This is a genomic window from Kitasatospora sp. NPDC058170, from assembly GCF_042883905.1.
Lineage (GTDB): Bacteria > Actinomycetota > Actinomycetes > Streptomycetales > Streptomycetaceae > Kitasatospora.
On the sequence record NZ_JBHVUV010000020.1, the window covers coordinates 19,708 to 36,091 of the forward strand.

At 74.2% G+C, this 16,384-nt stretch carries 17 protein-coding genes; 13 read left to right on the plus strand and 4 right to left on the minus strand.

Going from position 1 to position 16,384, the window contains the following annotated elements:
* Positions 1-47 precede the first annotated feature (47 nt).
* Positions 48-1,904 (plus strand): glutamine--fructose-6-phosphate transaminase (isomerizing), encoded by a 1,857-nt coding sequence (glmS, locus tag ACFVVX_RS22635; protein ID WP_387948299.1) that lies wholly within the window; start codon positions 48-50, stop codon positions 1,902-1,904.
* 40 nt (positions 1,905-1,944) lie between these two features.
* On the opposite strand, the gene ACFVVX_RS22640 is transcribed toward glmS, so the two are convergent.
* Entirely contained in the window at positions 1,945-2,502 is a 558-nt protein-coding gene (locus ACFVVX_RS22640; protein ID WP_387948301.1) for a Uma2 family endonuclease, read from the minus strand.
* Between the two features lie 287 nt (positions 2,503-2,789).
* Here ACFVVX_RS22640 and ACFVVX_RS22645 point away from each other — a divergent pair, with 287 nt between their 5' ends.
* The 5 genes from ACFVVX_RS22645 (at position 2,790) to ACFVVX_RS22665 (ending at position 8,067) form a co-directional block, all read left to right on the plus strand.
* Positions 2,790-4,337, plus strand: coding sequence for an NAD(P)H-hydrate dehydratase (locus ACFVVX_RS22645; RefSeq protein WP_387948303.1), 1,548 nt, complete (start codon positions 2,790-2,792; stop codon positions 4,335-4,337).
* Positions 4,338-4,500: 163 nt separating this feature from the next.
* Positions 4,501-5,718, plus strand: a complete 1,218-nt coding sequence (gene alr / locus ACFVVX_RS22650; RefSeq protein ID WP_387948305.1) for an alanine racemase — start codon at positions 4,501-4,503, stop codon at positions 5,716-5,718.
* Positions 5,715-7,049: an alpha/beta fold hydrolase gene (locus ACFVVX_RS22655; RefSeq protein WP_387948307.1), complete on the plus strand. Its 1,335-nt coding sequence runs from the start codon at positions 5,715-5,717 to the stop codon at positions 7,047-7,049. Before alr ends, ACFVVX_RS22655 begins: the two co-directional genes overlap by 4 nt.
* 93 nt (positions 7,050-7,142) lie before the next feature.
* Complete coding sequence (gene tsaE, locus ACFVVX_RS22660; RefSeq protein ID WP_387948309.1) at positions 7,143-7,661, plus strand: tRNA (adenosine(37)-N6)-threonylcarbamoyltransferase complex ATPase subunit type 1 TsaE; 519 nt, start codon at positions 7,143-7,145, stop codon at positions 7,659-7,661.
* A 163-nt stretch (positions 7,662-7,824) separates the two neighbouring features.
* On the plus strand, positions 7,825-8,067 hold the full coding sequence (locus tag ACFVVX_RS22665) for a hypothetical protein (RefSeq protein WP_387948311.1): 243 nt from the start codon (positions 7,825-7,827) through the stop codon (positions 8,065-8,067).
* Between the two features lie 36 nt (positions 8,068-8,103).
* Here ACFVVX_RS22665 and ACFVVX_RS22670 read toward each other — a convergent pair whose 3' ends face one another.
* Complete coding sequence (locus tag ACFVVX_RS22670; protein WP_387948526.1) at positions 8,104-8,682, minus strand: hypothetical protein; 579 nt, start codon at positions 8,680-8,682, stop codon at positions 8,104-8,106.
* A 174-nt stretch (positions 8,683-8,856) separates the two neighbouring features.
* Here ACFVVX_RS22670 and tsaB point away from each other — a divergent pair, with 174 nt between their 5' ends.
* The 5 genes from tsaB (at position 8,857) to ACFVVX_RS22695 (ending at position 12,411) form a co-directional block, all read left to right on the plus strand.
* Positions 8,857-9,513, plus strand: coding sequence for a tRNA (adenosine(37)-N6)-threonylcarbamoyltransferase complex dimerization subunit type 1 TsaB (tsaB, locus tag ACFVVX_RS22675; RefSeq protein WP_387948313.1), 657 nt, complete (start codon positions 8,857-8,859; stop codon positions 9,511-9,513).
* A gap of 23 nt (positions 9,514-9,536) precedes the next feature.
* Positions 9,537-10,016 (plus strand): ribosomal protein S18-alanine N-acetyltransferase, encoded by a 480-nt coding sequence (gene rimI, locus ACFVVX_RS22680; protein ID WP_387948527.1) that lies wholly within the window; start codon positions 9,537-9,539, stop codon positions 10,014-10,016.
* Positions 10,009-11,115 (plus strand): tRNA (adenosine(37)-N6)-threonylcarbamoyltransferase complex transferase subunit TsaD, encoded by a 1,107-nt coding sequence (gene tsaD / locus ACFVVX_RS22685; RefSeq protein ID WP_387948315.1) that lies wholly within the window; start codon positions 10,009-10,011, stop codon positions 11,113-11,115. Before rimI ends, tsaD begins: the two co-directional genes overlap by 8 nt.
* Positions 11,112-11,375 (plus strand): hypothetical protein, encoded by a 264-nt coding sequence (locus ACFVVX_RS22690; RefSeq protein WP_387948317.1) that lies wholly within the window; start codon positions 11,112-11,114, stop codon positions 11,373-11,375. The genes tsaD and ACFVVX_RS22690 overlap by 4 nt, the downstream gene beginning before the upstream one ends.
* 64 nt (positions 11,376-11,439) lie before the next feature.
* A complete protein-coding gene (locus ACFVVX_RS22695; RefSeq protein ID WP_387948319.1) occupies positions 11,440-12,411 on the plus strand; it encodes a polysaccharide deacetylase family protein in 972 nt (323 codons plus the stop codon).
* Positions 12,412-12,417: 6 nt separating this feature from the next.
* Here ACFVVX_RS22695 and ACFVVX_RS22700 read toward each other — a convergent pair whose 3' ends face one another.
* On the minus strand, positions 12,418-13,593 hold the full coding sequence (locus tag ACFVVX_RS22700) for a methyltransferase domain-containing protein (protein ID WP_387948321.1): 1,176 nt from the start codon (positions 13,591-13,593) through the stop codon (positions 12,418-12,420).
* Positions 13,594-13,610: 17 nt separating this feature from the next.
* A complete protein-coding gene (locus tag ACFVVX_RS22705) occupies positions 13,611-13,928 on the minus strand; it encodes a hypothetical protein (RefSeq protein ID WP_387948323.1) in 318 nt (105 codons plus the stop codon).
* A 261-nt stretch (positions 13,929-14,189) separates the two neighbouring features.
* On the opposite strand from ACFVVX_RS22705, the gene groES reads away from it, so the two are divergent.
* Positions 14,190-14,495, plus strand: coding sequence for a co-chaperone GroES (gene groES / locus ACFVVX_RS22710; protein ID WP_014136232.1), 306 nt, complete (start codon positions 14,190-14,192; stop codon positions 14,493-14,495).
* 134 nt (positions 14,496-14,629) lie between these two features.
* Positions 14,630-16,258, plus strand: a complete 1,629-nt coding sequence (gene groL, locus ACFVVX_RS22715) for a chaperonin GroEL (RefSeq protein WP_387948325.1) — start codon at positions 14,630-14,632, stop codon at positions 16,256-16,258.
* Positions 16,259-16,384: the final 126 nt, after the last annotated feature.

The window sequence follows — 16,384 nt, forward strand, 5'->3', positions numbered from 1 at the left end:
ACGAACGGCGCGAATAGGGCGCCGGAACCGCCCTTATGCTGGCACGCATGTGCGGAATTGTTGGATACGTGGGCTCGCAGCCCGCTCTTGATGTAGTAATCGCAGGCCTGCAGCGACTCGAGTACCGGGGCTACGACTCCGCCGGTGTCGCGCTGCAGGTGCAGGGCTCCGACGGGCAGTGGAGCCTGGCCACCGACAAGCGGGCCGGCAAGCTCGCCAACCTGGAGAAGTCGCTCGCCGAGACCCCTCTTCCCGGCAGCACCACCGGCATCGGGCACACCCGCTGGGCCACCCACGGCGGCCCGACGGACGCCAACGCCCACCCCCACCTGGACGACGCCGTCCGGGTGGCCGTGGTCCACAACGGGATCATCGAGAACTTCGCCCAGCTGCGGGCGGAGCTGACCGAGCGCGGCTGCACGCTGCGCTCGGAGACCGACACCGAGGTCGTCGCGCACCTGCTGGCCGAGGTGTACGAGGGCGACCTGGCGGAGGCCATGCGGGTGGTCTGCCGCCGGCTGGACGGCGCCTTCACCCTCGTCGCCGTGCACGCCGACGCGCCGGACGTGGTGGTCGGCGCGCGCCGCAACTCGCCGCTGGTGGTCGGGCGCGGCGAGGGCGAGAACTTCCTCGCCTCGGACGTGGCCGCGTTCATCGCGCACACCCGCGAGGCGATCGAGCTGGGCCAGGACCAGGTCGTCGAGCTGCGCCGCGAGGGCGTCACGGTGACCAACTTCGACGGCACCCCGGCGGACGTGCGCGAGTACCACGTCGACTGGGACGCCTCGGCCGCCGAGAAGGGCGGCTACGACTACTTCATGCTCAAGGAGATCGCCGAGCAGCCGAAGGCCGTCGCCGACACCCTCCTCGGCCGGATCGGCACCGACGGCCGGCTCACCCTCGACGAGCTGCGGATCTCCGACGCCGACCTGCGCTCCGTCGACAAGGTCGTCATCGTCGCCTGCGGCACGGCCTTCCACGCCGGCATGATCGCCAAGTACGCGATCGAGCACTGGACCCGCATCCCCTGCGAGGTCGAGGTGGCCTCGGAGTTCCGCTACCGCGACCCGATCATGGGCCCGGGCACGCTGGTCATCGCGATCTCGCAGTCCGGCGAGACCATGGACACCCTGATGGCGCTGCGGCACGCCCGCGAGCAGGGCGCCAAGGTGCTGGCGATCTGCAACACCAACGGCTCCACCATCCCGCGCGAGTCGGACGCGGTGCTGTACACGCACGCCGGGCCCGAGGTCGCGGTCGCCTCCACCAAGGCGTTCCTGACCCAGCTGGTGGCCTGCTACCTGGTGGCGCTGTACCTCGGCCAGGTGCGCGGCACCAAGTGGGGCGACGAGATCTCCGCGGTCATCAAGGAGCTCGGCGACGCGCCGAAGCAGGTCGAGCAGGTCCTGGAGACCATGGAGCCGGTGCGCGAGCTGGCCCGCTCGCTCGCCGACGCCAAGTCGGTGCTGTTCCTCGGCCGCCACGTCGGCTTCCCGGTGGCCCTGGAGGGCGCCCTGAAGCTCAAGGAGCTGGCGTACATGCACGCCGAGGGCTTCGCGGCGGGCGAGCTGAAGCACGGCCCGATCGCGCTGATCGAGGAGGGGCTGCCGGTCGTGGTGGTCGTTCCGTCGCCGCGCGGCCGGTCGATCCTGCACGACAAGATCGTCTCCAACATCCAGGAGATCCGGGCCCGTGGCGCCCGCACGATCGTCATCGCGGAGGAGGGCGACGAGGCGGTCGTCCCGTACGCGGACCACCTGATCCGCATCCCGGTGACGCCGACCCTGCTGCAGCCGCTGGTCTCCACCGTGCCGCTGCAGGTCTTCGCCTGCGAGCTGGCCACGGCCAAGGGCCACGAGGTCGACCAGCCGCGCAACCTGGCGAAGTCGGTCACCGTCGAGTAGCGGTCCCTCCCGGCACGGTGTCCCTGCGGTGGCCGCTTTCCTACTGCAGGGGCGCCGTGTCGAGCGTGAAGGAGAACGGGGCGGGCAGGTCGATCGGATTGCCGAAGGCGACCCGGTGCTGAACGGCGTAGTCGCCGTCCTTCGGTTTGGTGAAGAGCGTCACCCGGTTCTCGCTGCGGTCGACCAACAGATAGCAGGGAACACCGGCTTCGGCGTACCCCAGCCGCTTGGTTTCGCGGTCCTTCGCGGGGCTGGTGGACGTCACCTCGAGGACGAGCGCGACGCCGACCGGAGTCGACCAGGAGTCCTGGGCGCGGAAGTGCCCCACCGGGGCGACGGTGGCGTCCGGGACGAAGCGGCCCCTGGGGGTGATCAGCCCCTTCCCCCCACTGACGTAGAGCTCCTCCGCTGCCTGCCGTGCGACCGCGCGCCCGAACCGGGCCACCGCGTCCTCGTGGTCACCGTCGGGCGGTGGGGTCACGACGATCTCCCCTTCGATGAGTTCGGCCTTGAAGCCCGGAGGCGTGTCCAGCTCCAGGAACGCCTGGAGGATGTCTTCCCGGCCCAGGGGGCGTTCGACTGCCGGCATGGCGACCATGGCCCTTCTCCCTCCTGCTGGTCCCTGCTCCTGCCTGTGCTTTTTCTGCGAGCGACACGGTAGGCGTACGGACCGACACCGGTGGGGGATCGAAGTGGTTGTCACTCGAAAGTGTGCCGCAACGGTGGCGGAGCAGCAGGTGATCGCCGGGGCCGGGACCGACGTGGCGGGGATCGACCGGTTCGCGGCGGCGCCGGGGCGGGCGTCGGATCGTGCCACGTGTCGCCCGGCCGGGGTGCGGGCGTAGCGTCGGCGGTAGTCATCGCCGAGGGTTAGGGGCTTTCCGTATGCGCAGCGCGCACCGCGTCGACCAGGTCCGGGCCGCCGAGGCGGAACTGATGGCCCGGCTGCCCGAGGGCACCCTGATGCAGCGGGCCGCCGTCGGCCTCGCCGCCACCTGCGCCCGGCTGCTGACGCGCCGCCGGGGCCGGGTCCGCGGCAGCCGGGTGGTGGTGCTGGCGGGCAGCGGTGACAACGGCGGTGACGCCCTGTACGCCGGTGCGGCCCTGGCCCGGCGGGGCGCGCGGGTGACGGCGGTGCTGCTCGCCGCGCCCCGGGCCCACGAGGGCGGCCTCGCGGCGCTGCGGGCGGCGCACGGGCGGGTGGTGGTGGAGCAGGAAGTCGGCCTGGCCGACTTCTCGTGCGCGGACCTGGTGCTGGACGGCATCGTCGGCATCGGCGGCCGGGGCGGTCTGCGGCCGCAGGCGCAGCCTTATGCGCGGGCGGCGCGGCGCGGTGTGGTGGTGGCCGTCGACGTGCCGAGCGGGGTGGACGCCGACACCGGCGAGGTGGCCGGGGCGGCGCTGCGGGCGGACGTCACGGTGTGCTTCGGCACCTACAAGCCGGGGCTGCTGATCGACCCCGGGGCCTCGTACGCGGGGGTGGTGCAGCTGGTGGGGATCGGGCTGGAACTCCCGGCGGGCGGGGTGGAGGCGCTGCAGCACGCCGATGCGGCGGCGCTGCTCCCGGTGCCGGGGGCGGAGAGCGACAAGTACCGGCGGGGCGTCGTCGGGGTGGCGGCCGGGTCGGCGACGTACCCGGGGGCGGCGCTGCTGGCCGTCGCGGGGGCGCTGCGGGGCGGGGCGGGCGCGGTGCGGTACGTGGGCACGGCGGCCGAGGAGGTGGTGCGGCGGTTCCCGGAGGTGCTGGTCACCGAGGGCGGACCGGCCGGGGCCGGGCGGGTGCAGGCGTGGGTGGTCGGACCGGGCGGCGGGGAGGGGGCGCGGCAGGCGCTGGCGGAGGCGCTGGCGGGCGACGTGCCGGTGCTGGTGGACGCCGACGGGCTCACCGAGCTGGCCCGGCTCGGACCCTCGGCGCTGGCCGGGCGGACGGCGCCCACGCTGCTCACCCCGCACACCGGCGAGGCGGCCAGGCTGCTGGCGGGTGCGGACGGGGGTGCGCCGCCGGCCGCCGACGAGCTGGCCGCGAGCCGGTTGGCCACGGCCCGTCGGCTCGCGGGCGCCTACCGGGCGACGGTGCTGCTGAAGGGGTCGACCACCGTGATCGCCGATCCCGGCGGGACGGTCCGGGTCAACCCCACCGGGACGTCCTGGCTGGCCACGGCGGGCAGCGGCGACGTCCTCGCGGGCCTGGCCGGCTCCCTGCTGGCGGCCGGACTCCCCCCGCTGGACGCCGCCTCCGTCGCCGCGTACCTCCACGGCCTGGCCGGTCGCACGGCCGCCGCCCCGCGGAGCGGACCGCACGCCGAGGCCCTCCCGGCGGACACGGGCGGTGCCCCGGTGACGGCCATGGAGGTGGCGGCCGCCCTGCCGGCGGTCTGGCGGGACGTCCGCGCGGCGGCGGGCGGGGCGGAGCGGACCGACCGGTCCGCGTAGTTCCGCGCAGTCCGGGGGGAAACCGCTGGTGGAACCGCCGGCGCTCCACGCGCGTCGGGATGGGGGTGCCGGACGGTTCGGGGCGCGCGCGGTGCGGGGGTGGGGGCGCCGCGCCGACAGGCCGTTCGGCGAGGACCCTGGGACGTCTGGGAGACTGACCCTGATGACAACTGCGAAGACGACCGGCTCGGCCACCCTCACCGACGGCGTAAGGGCCGAGGCGACCATTGATCTGGCCGCCCTGCGCGGCAACCTCGCCGCGCTGCGTGAGCGGGTCGGACCGGCGGCGGTGATGGCCACGGTCAAGGCGGACGCCTACGGCCACGGCGCGGTCCGGTGTGCCCGCGAGGCGGTCGCCGCAGGGATCGGCTGGCTGGGCACCGCGCTCCCGCAGGAGGCGCTGGCACTGCGCGCCGCCGGCATCGGCCCCGAGCGGGCCCGCATCCTGTGCTGGCTCTGGACCCCCGGCGGCCCCTGGCGGGAGGCGCTGCGCGCGGACGTGGACGTCTCGGTCAGCGGCCGGTGGGCGCTCGACGAGCTGCTGGCCGCCGTCCGCGCGACCGGCATCCCCGCCCGGGTGCACCTGAAGGCCGACACCGGCCTCGGCCGCAACGGCTGCCAGCCGCACGACTGGCCCGAGCTGGTCGACGCCCTCCGCCGCGCCGAGGCCGAGGGCCTGCTCAGGGTGGTCGGCATCTGGTCGCACTTCGCCGCGGCGGACGAGCCCGGCCACCCCTCGATCCAGGCCCAGCTGGACTCCTACCGCGAGGCGCTCGCCCACGCGGAGGCGGCCGGGCTGCGCCCGGACGTCCGCCACCTCGCCAACTCCCCGGCGACGCTGCTGCTCCCGGAGTCGCACTTCGACATGGTCCGCTCCGGCCTGGCGATGTACGGCCTGTCGCCCGTCCCCGAGGTGGGCGGCCCGGCCGACTTCGGACTGCGCCCGGTGATGTCCCTGACGGCCCGCCTGGCGCTGGTCAAGCACGTCCCCGGCGGTCACGGGGTCAGCTACGGCCACCACTACACCACCCCCGGCCCGACCACCCTCGGCCTCGTCCCGGTCGGCTACGCGGACGGCATCCCCCGGCACGCCAGCGGCACCGGGCCGGTGCAGATCGCGGGCAAGTGGCGCACGGTGGCCGGCCGGGTGGCGATGGACCAGTTCGTGGTGGACCTCGGTGGCGACACCCCGGAGGTCGGCGACGAGGTGCTGCTGTTCGGCGCCGGCGAGCAGGGCGAGCCCACCGCCGAGGACTGGGGCCGCGCCTGCGGCACCATCTCCTACGAGATCGTGACCAGGATCGGTGCCCGGGTGCCGCGCGCCTACGTCGGCGGTGTCGCCGAGGCCCCGGCCGGCGCCGCCGAAGGCCCGGCGGCATGAGCGAGGACGCCGGCTCCGGCCCGGTGGCCGCCGTGGCCAAGGCGGCCGGGGCGGCGTCCGGGGTGAGCCGGGCGGGCCTGATCGGGATCTCGGTCGGCGTGGTCGCGGCCGGCGCCGCCGCCGGTGTGGCGATCGAACGGCTGACCGTCGGCCGGGCGATGCGCCGCCGGGCCCGCGCCGAGCTGGACGCCGAGGCCCCCTACGGCTCGCTGCGCGGACGCCCGCGGGTCGTCCCCGCACCGGACGGCACCGAGCTCTACGTCGAACTGGACGGCGTCGCCTGGCCCGGCGCACCCGCCCCGGCGTCCCCCGCGGCGCCGCCGCAGGACGCCGCCGGCCGGCGCGGCTGGTTCGCCCGCCGCCGCGGCGAGGAGGCCGGCGCGGACGCCGAGGGCCCGCTGGACCGGGCCGGGAGCCGGCAGGGCCCCGGCGCGGACGCCCCCCGCGGCCGGGAGCCGCTGACCGTCGTCTTCTGCCACGGCTACTGCCTCAACCAGGACAGCTGGCACTTCCAGCGCGCCGCGCTGCGCGAGGACGTGCGGCTGGTCTTCTGGGACCAGCGCAGCCACGGCCGCTCCGAGCGCTCCCGCTCCTACCTGGCCGGCGAACCCGCGAGCATCGACCAGCTCGGCGGGGACCTCAAGGCCGTGATCGACGCCGTCGTGCCGACGGGGCCGATCGTGCTGGTCGGCCACTCGATGGGCGGCATGACCGTGATGGCACTGGCCGACCAGCACCCGGAGCTGTTCCGGGAGCGGGTGGCCGGGGTCGCGCTGATCGGCACCCTGGCGGGCGACTGGGACGCCGTCACCCTCGGCCTGCCCGCCCTGGGCGCCAAGCTCTTCAAGCGCGCCGCGCCCGGAGTGATGAAGCTGCTCGGCCGCCAGGTCGAGCTGGTGGAGGCGACCCGGCGGTTCGGGGCGGACTTCGCCGCGGTCTTCTACCGGAAGTTCTCCTTCGGCGGCCGGGACGTCGACCCGGGCGTCGTCCGGTTCGCCGAACAGCTGCTGGACGCCACCCCGATCGACGTGGTCGCCGAGTTCTACCCGGTGTTCGGCGCGCACGAGAAGACGGCGGCACTGGCCACCCTGAGCGGCATCCCCACCCTGGTGCTGGCCGGGACGAAGGACCTGCTCACCCCGCCCGGCCACAGCGCGGCGATCGCCGAACGGCTGCCCGGCGCCGAGCTGGAGCTGGTCGAGGACGCCGGCCACCTGGTGATGCTGGAGCGCCCCGACCTGGTCGACCGGCGGCTGGCCGCACTGCTGCGCCGCGCCGCAGCCTTCCGGGACGCGGCCCCGGTGTCCGAGCCGGCCGAGCCCCAGGACTGAGACCCCGGGCGGGTCCGCCGCGCGGATGTGGCACCGTAGCGGAGGGCGGCCGGAGGTCGGCACGCCGTACGGACCGAAGGGCATGACACGCGCATGGGCTCGCACGCCACTCTCACCGTCCCCACCCCCGAGCGGATGGGCCGGCTCGGCCGGGAGCTGGCCGCGCTGCTGCGGCCGGGGGACCTCGTGCTGCTCTCCGGCGAGCTGGGGGCCGGGAAGACCACGCTGACCCGGGGGCTCGGAGCGGGCCTCCAGGTGCGCGGTGCGGTCACCTCGCCGACCTTCGTGATCGCCCGGGTGCACCCGTCGCTGGTCGGCGGTCCGGCGCTGGTCCACGTGGACGCGTACCGGCTGGGCGGGGACCTGGACGAGATGGAGGACCTCGACCTGGACGTCTCGCTGCCGGAGTCGGTGGTGGTGGTCGAGTGGGGCGAGGGCAAGGTCGAGCGGCTCTCCGAGAACCGGCTGGAGGTGCGGATCGAGCGCGCCCTCGGTGACACGGCCCCCGGCGACGCGGCCGGCGGGGACGACGGCGAGCTGGACCCGCGCCGGGTGCTGCTGACCGGCATCGGCCCGCGCTGGCAGGGCGTGGAGCTCACCGCGCTCGGCTGAGCCGGCTCCCGCCGGGCCGGGCGGCCCCGGTCGGACGCCGCCGCAGGGGCCGCCTGCCCGAAAGGGCCGCTTCCCGACAGGCTGTCGGCAAAGTGTTGCGGGCGGGGTGCCGGGCGTGATGGGATGGGTGCTGCGGTTAGGTCTGCCTAACTAGGGAGGCGCCATGTCGAGCACCACCCCCGTTCCGGAGCGCGCGCCGCGCGGAGCCGGAGCCGGAGAGCCCGCCCACAGCGCTCACGCCCAGGCGTCCCCCGGGAGCCCGGCGGCGCAGGGCGCACCGATGCGGGCCCTGCTGGCCGCGTGCGCGGCCGCGGAGGCGGTGTCCACCCCGCCGGAGCGCCGGGAGCGCCGCGAGGCCGCGGACTGCACCGAGACGGCGGGAGCCACCGCCCCCCGCGCGGCCTGACACGGCGGACCGGCTCTGCTGCGGGGTGCCCAGGGCCTAGGCGATCACGATCACCTTGGTGCCGTTCGGCGCGAAGTCCCAGAGCAGCTGTCCGTCCTGGCGGCTGCTGCGGATGCCGCCGGTCTTGCCCTTCGGGTCGGTGGTCGCGGTGGCGCCGTCGACGGCCGCGCTGAAGCCGAACACCACGCCGTTCTGCTGGGTGAACCGCACCACGTGCTCGATCTGGCGGCCGTCCGTGCCCGTGGTGGCGGGGGTGCGGCTGTAGACGGGGTAGCTGCCCGGGGTCGGCTCCACGGTGCCCGGGGTGACCGTGAAGGAGGCCACCACCTGCGGGGTCTTCTTCGGGTCGACCAGCCAGACGCTGTGGCTGCCGACCGAGTAGACGACCCGCAGCCCGGTGCCCGAGCTCGCGGGCAGCGCGGGGGCGGTCGGCGTGGGCGAGGCGGAGGGCGAGGCCGTGGCCGAGGCCGTCGGGCCGCTCGACGACGAGGACGCGCTCGCACTGGAGTGCGGGCCGCCCGCGCGGTCCTGCGCCCCGTTGGCCTGGAAGGCCAGCAGACTGACCACCGCCAGGGCCCCCAGGGTCAGCCCGGTGACCACCACTCCCGGACCCATCTTCGCCACGTGCCGCTCCCACCGCCGTCCCAAAACCCGTCGGCCCCATCGTGCCAGGTCCACCCGCCCGGACCCGCACCCCGTAGGACGTGTGTTCCGGATGCGGACGCCCGGTCGACCGGGTGGACCGGCTCCGGCGGCCGCCTCCCGCGCCGACCGGTCTAACCTTGACCCGTGCTGCTGCTCGCGTTCGACACCGCTACCCCCGCCGTCACCGCCGCCGTCCACGACGGCACGGCCGTCCTCGCCGAGACCGACCAGGTCGACGCCAGGCGCCACGGCGAACTGCTCCTCCCCGCCATCGACCGGGTGCTGCGGGAGGCCGGTGTCGACAAGCACCGGCTCACCGGCATCGCCGTGGGCGTCGGCCCGGGCCCGTACACCGGCCTGCGGGTCGGCCTGGTCACCGCCGCCGCGCTCGGCCACGCGCTCGGCCTGCCCGTGCACGGTGTCTGCACCCTGGACGCGATCGCCCACCGGGCCCGCGCCGAGGGCCTGGCCGGGGTGCCGTTCACAGTGGCCACCGACGCCCGCCGCAAGGAGGTCTACTGGGCCTCGTACGACGCCGACGGCCGCCGTACCGAGGGCCCCGCGGTGGACCGCCCGGCCGAGCTGACGCCGCAGTCGCGGTCGGTCGGCGCCGGTGCGCTGCTCTACCCGGAGGCCTTCCCCGGCGCGCACGGCCCCGAGCACGTCTCGGCCGGCGCGCTCGCCGACTTCGCCGCCGCCGAGCTGGCCGCCGGCCGCGAGCTGCTGCCCACCGTGCCGCTCTACCTGCGCCGCCCGGACGCCCAGGTGCCGGCCGGCTACAAGGCGGTGCTCCCGGCGTGAGCAGCGGCACCACCCTGCGCCCGATGCGCTGGTGGGACATCGCCCCGGTGATGGAGCTGGAGCTGCGGCTCTTCCCCGAGGACGCCTGGTCGACCGGGATGTACTGGTCCGAACTGGCCGAGGCCCACCCCGGCGGCACCCGCCACTACACCGTCGCCACCACCGCCGACGGCGCGATCGTCGGCTACGCCGGACTGATGGCGGTGGCCGGCGAGGGCGATGTGCAGACCATCGCCGTCGACCGGCGCCACCAGGGCGCCGGCCTCGGCGCGGCGCTGCTCACCGACCTCGTCCGGGAGGCCGCCCGGCGCGACTGCGCCGAACTGCTGCTGGAGGTGCGGGTGGACAACCCGCGCGCCCAGCGGCTCTACGAGCGCTTCGGCTTCGAGGCGGTCGGCATCCGGCGCGGCTACTACCAGCCCGCCAACGTCGACGCGCTGGTGATGCGCCTCGACCACCCCAGCACCGAACCGAAGGACCTGAAGGAACACCGCCATGGCTGACGAACCGCTCGTCCTCGGTATCGAGACCTCCTGCGACGAGACCGGCGTCGGCATCGTGCGCGGCACCACGCTGCTCGCCGACGCGGTCGCCTCCAGCGTCAACGACCACGCCCGCTTCGGCGGCGTCGTCCCCGAGATCGCCAGCCGCGCGCACCTGGAGGCGATGGTCCCGACCATCCAGCGCGCCCTGGACACCGCCGGGATCAAGGCCTCGGACCTGGACGGCATCGCCGTCACCGCGGGCCCGGGCCTGGCGGGCGCGCTGCTGGTCGGCGTCAGCGCCGCCAAGGCGTACGCCTGGGCGCTCGACAAGCCGCTGTACGGGGTCAACCACCTCGCCTCGCACATCTGCGTGGACCAGTTGGAGCACGGCCGGCTGCCCTCGCCGACGATGGCGCTGCTGGTCTCCGGCGGGCACTCCTCGCTGCTGCTGAGCGAGGACATCACCACCGACGTCCGCCCGCTCGGCGCGACCATCGACGACGCGGCCGGCGAGGCCTTCGACAAGGTCGCCCGGGTGCTCGGCCTCGGCTTCCCCGGCGGCCCGGTGGTCGACCGCACCGCCCGCGAGGGCGACCGAAAGGCGATCGCCTTCCCGCGCGGCCTGAGCGGCCCGAAGGACCCGGCGTACGACTTCTCCTTCTCCGGCCTGAAGACCGCCGTCGCCCGCTGGGTGGAGGCGAAGCGCCGGGCCGGCGAGGAGGTGCCGATCGCGGATGTCGCGGCCTCCTTCCAGGAGGCGGTCACCGACGTGCTGACCCGCAAGGCCGTCAAGGCGTGCAAGGAGAACGGCGTCGACCACCTGATGATCGGCGGCGGGGTGGCGGCCAACTCCCGGCTGCGCGAGATGGCCCTGCAGCGCTGCGAGAAGGCGGGCATCCGGCTGCGGGTGCCGCGTCCGGGCCTGTGCACCGACAACGGCGCGATGGTCGCCGCGCTCGGCTCCGAGATGGTCTGGCGCGACCGCGCGCCGTCGTCGTTCGACCTGTCGGCCGACTCCTCGCTTCCCGTCACCGACGTGCACGTGCCCGCCGCGGCGGCCGCGCACGGCGACGTCCACGGCCAGGCGTACCTGGCCCTGGGCGGCGACGCGCGGTGACCACCACCGCGGCGATGTGGGAGGCCCGGGCCGCGGAGGGACGCGGCGCCGCGCTGGAGGCCTGGGTCCGCGAGGCGGCGCTGCCCGCGCTGCGCGGCTCGGACGGCCTGGTCCGCACCGAGCTGTTCGGCGCGCCCGGCGACCGGGTGCTGCTGATCACCTGGTGGACGGGCGCGCCCGTCCCCGTGCCCGAGCCGCCCGCCGAGCTGCTCGGCCGCCCGGTGCACCGCTGGTCCTTCACCCGTACGCACGCGGAGTAGGCCGGGCCCCACCCGCCCGGAGCCCCACCCGCCCCGGTGGGGAACCGAACAGCCGACCGTTACCGTGCAAGCTGATAAGAAGCTGAACGGGACCGGGGAGCGCAGCGCGGTGAAGAAGTACGGGCGGGGCAGGACGAGGGCGTACGCGGTGGGGGCACTGGCCGTGCTGGCGGCCGCCACGGGGTGCGGCGGCGACGGGGACGCCGGCAGCGCGGCGGCCGCCCTCGGCGGCTCCCAGAGCGCGGCGAAGCCGTCGGCCGGCGGCGCCGCACAGACCCCGGCGGCCACCACGCCCCCGGCCGCCTCGCCGCCGGCCGCGGCGCCCGCCGCCGGGGACGCGGCGGCCTGGGCCAAGTGGGGCCTCAAGCCGCTGCCGCCCACCCCCGCGGCGCCGGCCGACAAACCGGTCAAGCTCCAGCGGACCGGCCCGGTACCGGTGTTCAGCGAGGTGCGGACGAACGACAAGGTCGTCTTCATCACCATCGACGACGGCGCCGAGAAGGACCCGAAGTTCGTCGAGATGCTGACCGACCTCAAGGTGCCGGTCTCGATGTTCCTGACCCGGGACATCGTCAAGGACGACTACGGCTACTTCAAGCCGCTCCAGGCGCTCGGCAACCACATCCACAACCACACCGTGGACCACGCCCAGATGAGCAAGGTCCCGCCGGAGAAGCAGAAGTCCGAGATCTGTGACGCCCAGTCCGCGCTCACCCAGCAGTACGGCACCGCGCCGCTGCTGTTCCGCCCGCCGTACGGGGACGGCGCCAACACCCCGGCGCTCAACACCTCGGTGCAGCAGTGCGGGCCGCGGGCGATCGTGCTGTGGCGCGAGTCGATGCAGATCCACGACATGCAGTACCAGGCGGCGGACAAGAAGCTGAAGCCCGGTGACATCGTCCTCGCGCACTTCCGTGGCCCGAAGGACCTCAAGGGCGAGAGCATGACGCAGATGTTCGGCGAGATGCTGGCCCGGATCCAGGAGCAGGGCTTCGCGGTGGGGCGGCTGGAGGACTACATCCAGCCGCCCGCGTGAGCGCCGCTACGGGGACGTGACGGGCTGCCCGAGCATCATCAGCGGTCCGTGGTCGGTGCGGCTGAGGATCACCGTGACGGAGTTCGGGCCGCTCGGCTTCAGCTGGCGGCGCAGGTCCTCCGGGGTGATCGCCATCCCGCGCTTCTTGATCACCACCGTGCCGACGGCCCGCTCGCGCAGCAGTGCCTTCAGCTTCTTGATGTGGAACGGCAGCACGTCGGTCAGCTCGTACGCGTGCGCGTACGGGGTGGCGACCAGCCGGTCCGAGGTGACGTAGGCGATCTTCGGGTCGATCAGCCGGCCGCCCACCTGCCCCGCCACCTCGGCGACCAGGTGGGCCCGGATCACCGCGCCGTCCGGCTCGTACAGGTAGCGCCCGACCGGCCCGGCGGGCGGGTCGGGCAGGTCGCCGCCGGTCAGCGAGTCGCCGTGCGGCAGCAGGGTGGCCCGGTGCGGGCGCCCGGCCCCGGTGCCGAACCAGAGCACCGCCTCCTTGACGTCGCCGTGGTCGGAGACCCACTCGGCCTCGGCGTCCGCCGGGACGGCCGTGTGCGGGATGCCCGGGGCCACCTTCAGCGCGCCGATCGGGGTGCGCCGGCCGGCCTCGACCGCCCAGGACAGCGGCGGGGTGTACGCCTCCGGGTCGAACACCCGGCCCCGCGCGGTCCGGCGGGCCGGGTCGGTGAAGACCGCGTCGAAGCCGGTGACGTCGACGTCGGCGACGTCCGCGCAGCGCACCTCGACCAGGTCGGACAGGCCCAGCGCGGCCGCGTTGGCGGCGGTGGCGGCGCAGGCGGCCGGATCCCGGTCGACGGCGAGCACCTCGATCCCGGCCCGGGCCAGCGCCAGCACGTCCCCGCCGATCCCGCAGCAGAGGTCGGCCAGCCGCCGGACCCCGAGCTCGGCGAACCGCCGCGCCCGCCACTCGGCGACGCTGCGCCGGGTGGACTGCTCGACCCCGTTGGGCGTGAAGTACATCAGGTCGGCGTCCGCGCCGAACTTCGCCCGCGCCCGCTGCCGCAGCCGGGCCTGCCCGAACGCGGCGGACACCAGCTCCGCCGGGTGCTCCCGCCGCAGCCGGGTGGCCAGCGCCAGTTCCTCCTCGGGCGCGAACTCGCGCAGCTCGGCGAGCAGGGCTCGGCCCTCGGGCGTCAGCAGGGGCTGCAGGTTCTCGGTCTCCACCCGGCCATTCTCGCCGGTCACACGCCGGGAAAGCCCGCGAAGGCCCAGAGCAGCGGCAGGAAGGGCGCCACCCCGGCGGCGATCGGCAGGATCCGGTAGCCGGACCGCCAGCTGCGCCGGACGACCAGGCCGGCCGCTCCCAGGCACAGCGGCGGACCGATCGCCAGGCCGATGCCGACGACCGTTCCCTGGGCCTGCCCGGAGGTGTTCCAGGCGATGCTCGCGACGAGCGCGAGGAGGCCGACCGGCAGGGCCGCCAGCAGGGGCAGGAGCAGTGCGGTGAGCACCACGTCCTCCGACAGGGGCGGCCCGGGGCGCGCCGGTTGGGCGGTCATGGGACGAGTCTGCGCCCGGGGCGTCCGGCCGCACATGAGTACGGCTACTCATCCCGCGGGCGCCCCGCGAATCGAATCCGGAGGGCGCGCCGTTGGCACTCTGGTTGACTGAGTGCTAACACCGGCCTATGGTCGTCCTTGGCACTCCCCCCATGGGGAGTGCTAACGCGGACAACGTGTGTCTGACCCCCGCGACGGCAGACTCGCAGGTTCGCCCCTACCCGTTAGAAAACCCCGTAATCTCCGAAGGGGAGCTCGGACGTGACCACCAGCAGCAAGGTTGCCATCAAGCCGCTCGAGGACCGCATCGTGGTCCAGCCGCTCGACGCCGAGACCACCACGGCCTCCGGCCTGGTTATCCCGGACACCGCCAAGGAGAAGCCCCAGGAGGGCGTCGTCCTGGCCGTCGGCCCGGGCCGCTTCGAGGACGGCCAGCGTCTGCCGCTCGATGTCGCCGTCGGCGACATCGTCCTGTACTCGAAGTACGGCGGCACCGAGGTGAAGTACCAGGGCGAGGAGTACCTCGTTCTCTCGGCGCGTGACGTTCTCGCCATCATCGAGAAGTAAACGCACCACCGAGAAGTAAGACGTTCCAGCCCGCCCCGGATCCGTGTCCCTAGTGACAGGGGCCCGGGGCGTGGTTGTTGGCTCACGTAGTTCGCGGCCGCCGCGATGGCCGCACCCCCGAGGGAATAGGGAACATGGCGAAGATCCTGCAGTTCGACGAGGACGCCCGCCGCTCGCTGGAGCGCGGCGTGAACAAGCTGGCCGACACCGTCAAGGTGACGATCGGTCCCAAGGGCCGCAACGTCGTCATCGACAAGAAGTTCGGCGCGCCGACCATCACCAACGACGGTGTCACCATCGCGCGTGAGGTCGAGCTCGACGACCCGTACGAGAACCTTGGCGCGCAGCTCGTCAAGGAGGTCGCCACCAAGACCAACGACGTCGCGGGCGACGGCACCACCACCGCCACCGTGCTGGCCCAGGCCCTGGTCAACGAGGGTCTGCGCAACGTCGCCGCCGGTGCCGGCCCGGCCGCCCTGAAGAAGGGCATCGACAAGGCCGTCGCCGCCGTCTCCGAGCACCTGCTGTCCATCGCCCGCGAGATCGAGGGCAAGGACGACGTCGCCGCCGTCGCGTCCCTCTCCGCGCAGGACACCCAGGTCGGCGAGCTCATCGCCGAGGCGATCGACAAGGTCGGCAAGGACGGTGTCATCACCGTCGAGGAGTCCAACACCTTCGGCGTGGAGCTGGACTTCACCGAGGGCATGCAGTTCGACAAGGGCTACCTCTCGCCGTACTTCGTCACCGACGCGGAGCGTCAGGAGGCGGTTCTCGAGGACCCGTACATCCTGATCAACCAGGGCAAGATCTCCTCCATCCAGGAGCTCCTGCCGCTGCTGGAGAAGATCCTGCAGGGCGGTGCCTCCAAGCCGCTGCTGATCATCGCCGAGGACGTCGACGGCGAGGCGCTGTCCACCCTCGTGGTGAACAAGATCCGTGGCACCTTCAACGCCGTGGCCGTCAAGGCCCCGGGCTTCGGTGACCGCCGCAAGGCGATCCTGGGCGACCTGGCCACCCTGACCGGTGCCACCGTCATCTCCGAGGAGGTCGGCCTCAAGCTCGACCAGGCCGGTCTGGACGTGCTGGGCACCGCCCGCCGCGTGACCATCACCAAGGACGAGACCACGGTCGTCGACGGTGCCGGTGACACCGAGGCCGTCGCCGGCCGCGTCGCCCAGATCAAGGGCGAGATCGCCAACACGGACTCCGACTGGGACCGCGAGAAGCTGCAGGAGCGCCTGGCCAAGCTGGCCGGCGGCGTCTGCGTCATCAAGGTCGGCGCCGCCACCGAGGTGGAGCTGAAGGAGCGCAAGCACCGCCTGGAGGACGCCATCTCGGCGACCCGTGCCGCGGTCGAGGAGGGCATCGTCGCCGGCGGTGGCGCCTCCCTCGTCCACGCCGCCAAGGTGCTGGAGGGCGGCCTGGGCCTCTCGGGCGACGAGGCGACCGGTGTCGCGGTCGTCCGCAAGGCGCTCGCCGAGCCGCTGCGCTGGATCGCCCAGAACGCGGGCCTCGAGGGCTACGTCATCACCCACAAGGTCGCCGAGCTGGAGGCCGGTCACGGCTTCAACGCGGCCACCGGTGAGTACGGCGACCTGCTGAAGGCCGGCGTCATCGACCCGGTCAAGGTCACCCGCTCCGCGCTGGAGAACGCCGCGTCGATCGCCTCCCTGCTGCTCACCACCGAGACCCTCGTGGTGGAGAAGAAGGAAGAGGAGGCCGACAACGGCCACGCGCACGGCGGCCACGGCCACTCCCACTGACGCCTGATCAGTGACCGGCGGCCCGGTCCGCCCCCCTCGGGGGTGCGGCCGGGCCGCCGGCGTTTTGCAACGCGCCGGCGCGTTGTCCCGCATTCAACCATCAGTATAATTTTGCTTACGGCAAAG